Source organism: Stenotrophomonas sp. P5_A8 (genome assembly GCF_056400545.1).
The window spans coordinates 1-3434 of the sequence record NZ_JBFULB010000381.1; the positions used below are offsets into that span (position 1 = coordinate 1).

The 3434-nt window shown below is 57.9% G+C and carries 4 protein-coding genes; 1 reads left to right on the plus strand and 3 read right to left on the minus strand.

Annotation, left to right across the window (positions count from 1 at the left end; all coding sequences use genetic code 11):
- Positions 1-220 precede the first annotated feature (220 nt).
- Complete coding sequence (locus AC1DQP_RS18325; protein ID WP_478052183.1) at positions 221-805, minus strand: helix-turn-helix domain-containing protein; 585 nt, start codon at positions 803-805, stop codon at positions 221-223.
- A gap of 99 nt (positions 806-904) precedes the next feature.
- On the opposite strand from AC1DQP_RS18325, the gene AC1DQP_RS18330 reads away from it, so the two are divergent.
- Positions 905-1795 (plus strand): DMT family transporter, encoded by an 891-nt coding sequence (locus tag AC1DQP_RS18330; RefSeq protein ID WP_478052184.1) that lies wholly within the window; start codon positions 905-907, stop codon positions 1793-1795.
- 350 nt (positions 1796-2145) lie between these two features.
- Here AC1DQP_RS18330 and AC1DQP_RS18335 read toward each other — a convergent pair whose 3' ends face one another.
- Complete coding sequence (locus AC1DQP_RS18335) at positions 2146-2322, minus strand: hypothetical protein (protein ID WP_457321845.1); 177 nt, start codon at positions 2320-2322, stop codon at positions 2146-2148.
- Between the two features lie 226 nt (positions 2323-2548).
- On the minus strand, positions 2549-3434 hold an 886-nt coding region (locus tag AC1DQP_RS18340; RefSeq protein ID WP_478052185.1), incomplete at its 5' end, for a site-specific integrase.

Below are 3434 nucleotides of genomic sequence, written 5' to 3' on the forward strand. Positions count from 1 at the left end.
GTCCAGCTGGCCTTTGAGCGCGCGGAGCATCTGCGCGAATCCGCAGATGTTCACTTGATGGATGGTCATGCAGCTTCCTTTTGCTTGGTACCGGGGATGGTGCCGGGTGCAGGCCAGTAATGCCCCTCAACGATCTGATTCTGGCAGATGTGGGAGCGATGATGCCGGCCTCATTCGCGCTTCTGTAGACGCGGGAAAACGTTAAGACCAGCGTCGCGCCTCACGTGTGCTCGATCAACATAATGGCGGTGGTTCCGGTCTCGATCGCTTCGAATATGTGAGGCTGGTCCGCTGAATAGCTCGCATAGTCACCTGCGGACAGTTCGACGGGCTGTTCGGTTGGTCCGAGCCGGGCACGTCCGCTACATAGCACGACATGTTCAATCGTTCCCGGCGGATGCGGTTCAGACAGGCGAGGTGCGCCAGGTTCGACCGCCAGCCGATAGAGATCGCGCTGCACACCCATCGGACAGACCGCCAGCAGGGTGGCCGTGTAGTGCGACTGCTCCGACGCCACCGTGGCACCGTCATTGGCGCGGATGACTTGGACGTGGCTTTTAGGTTGGGCGATCAACCGGGTCACCTGGACGTCCAGTGCCATCGCCAGGGTCCAGAGGGTCTCCAAGCTCGGGTTGCCGACTCCCGCCTCAAGCTGCGACAGGGTGGATTTGGCGATGCCGGCTCGTTTGGCCAACTCGGAAATGGACAGACCCACGCGCTCGCGCTCCCGTCTAAGCGAAGCTGAAAGCAGGCCGATCGGCGAGGGCGGGGCAGTTATGGAAGAGGATGGCATTTCGTTCTCCATGTGGAACGATCGTTCGGTTTGACGAAAAGCATCGGTATCGGCATCATACCGGCCAATCGTTCGATATGTCGAACGGCCTCTTCCTAAAAGTACGTGGTAATGAACATCCGAAGTCGGGGAATCCTGGAAATGACCACCGCGATGGTCATTTCCGGCACGGTCGGCTGGTTCGTGCTCGAAACCAGGATGCCGCCCGCTTCCGTCGTATTTTGGCGCTGCGCTTTCGGAGCGGGTGCCATGCTGCTGGCCTGTGGCGGCTTAGGTCTGTTACGCCGGGGCGTATTGAATCGAAGGCAGGTAGGGCTGGCGGCTGCAGGCGGCGTCGCGTTGATCCTCAACTGGGTCCTGCTGTTTGCGGCATACGCGCACGCTTCCATCTCGGTCGCCACCGTGACCTATCACACGCAGCCCTTCATGCTGGTGGCTCTCGGAGCGCTGTTTTTCGGCGAAATGCCGACGGCTAACAAGATCGGATGGCTGAGTGTGGCCTTCGGCGGGGTTGTGCTCATCGTCATCGGTGGCCATCAGGCGGGCTCGCACGCGCCGGGCTACTTGGCTGGCATAGGCCTGGCGCTGGCGGCTGCGTTCTTCTATGCCATCGCCGCGGCCATAACCAAGCGCCTCAAGGAGGTGCCGCCGCACGTGATCGTCGTCATCCAGATGATTGTGGGCAGCGTGCTGCTGGCGCCGTTCGCGACCTGGCCCGACGGCGCACCTCTGCCGCATGTCTGGGGGCTACTGCTAGCGATCGGTTTCATCCACACCGGCCTGATGTCCACACTGCTATATGGCGCGCTCCAGAAGCTACCGACCGCGCTGGTGGGTGTTCTCTCGTTCGTCTATCCTATCGTCGCCATCATTGTCGATGCCTGGGCGTACGGCCACCTGATGGGAACAATGCAGGTCGCCGGAGCCGTTGCGATCTTGGCGGCCGTGGCGGGAATGAATTTTGGGTGGACTCTTTTTCGTCGGGAACGCAGGAACGCATAGCCTCCAATCTGCGAAGCTTGAAGTTCAAGCTCGCATCCAGTCACTGGGCACTTCAGTCTGACTCTTCAAGATGAAGCGCGATCTTTCTGACTTGGCCCAGTGCTTGCTACGGCGGAGGCATCATAACGGTGAGGATGCGCACCCGGTCACCCGATCGCCAGTAGCCAAGGATGGGCTTCCCGGTGCGACAGGTGTAGTAATAAGTGTTTGGCGTGACGCCGGCCCTGTAGCGCACAACTTGATCCAGTTTCGATGCTTGGGCTCGGATCCGAGCTCGAGTGGTGGAGCTCACTTGAAGTTTCTTTAGCTCTTCTGCCGCTGATCTCGTCCAAGAAACCGGCATGTCGTAGTCACCGACGGTGATAGGGCTGAATAGAGGGTGTGAATAAAAATAGGCCTAACTCCTCATCAGTAAGATCATTTGTGTCGGAAAGCGCCTTGAGCATTGATTCATCAAGGCTTTTCTTCCACACGGGATCAACCTGGTTCCACCATTGGTCATCGTGCTGGGGGGCTTGATCGTTCATCTAGATGTGCCTCTGACTTTCACTCAGAATAACCTTTGCGCCGGGGGAGTCAAGGAGCTGCATGTCTTAAGGGGGGGCGTAATGCCCAAACCCATACGAGCAGGGCGATTTCCTGAATATAGGGATGGCTCGGCCGCAGTTTGAAGCTGGCTAGCGCTATCTTGGAAGGATCTGTTGGCAAAGGCGGGTATTTTCCGTTCGCGGCGCATGGGCGCATTCTGTCGACTTACGGATAGAAGCCCTTCTTGTCCCGCAGTCGCCTCTTGAACTGGCCTCGTACATATCTGGGTAGAACGACGGGAGGCGTGAAGTCTTCCAGCATCCTCACGGCCAGAGGCCGAGATTGTTCCGGCAGCATGCCCTCGTAAGCCTCTCTAATAACGGGGGCTTGTTCCTCCTTTGCTTGCCCGGTGGTTGAGTGACCGGTGATCACTGCGATCTGCGACGTTGTGTATCCTTTGCTGATCAGGTTGTTTATCAACGTATGGCGGAACGAGTGAAAAGCAGTGCCTTTCGAGAAGCCGAGTTTCTTCATGTAGTTGCCAAACTGCCACACTAATGCACTGCTGTAGCGCGCGTTTGTTTCCCCCGTCCTTGGGTTGACGCCTGCAGAGAGGTGTGGGAAGAGGCGTGGATGCTTGGACTCCTTGATGTCCTCCAGGAATTCTAGGAAACCAGCATCCAACACGCGCTGTGCTATTGGAATTTTTCGTATGGACGAGATGTTCTTCAGGCTCTGTCTGCTCTTGGCGCCTTCCGACCCCGCAAGATCCTCGTCGGCGGTGACGCGGAGGTAGATAAACCATGTGTCTTCCTCTAAGGCGATATCCGCTACCTTGAGCTGAGCAATCTCGCCGATACGAGCGCCGGTGTAGAGTCCGAGGATTGGCCCCCACCATCGGTGTGGCCATTTCCTTGCCCAGGGTTCAAAATTGGACTGTTCGAAGATGCGCTGTAGCTCCGCGTTGCCAAGCGAGCGATTGCGCTTCGGTTGCACGCCGACAAGATCCTTTCGGATCTTGACGAACGCATCCATCGGTGAGGCAGCAATGGCTTTTGCACTGAGTAGCGCGTTGAAGAAGGCGCTCAAGAGTGCTCGCTGAAGCGCAAAG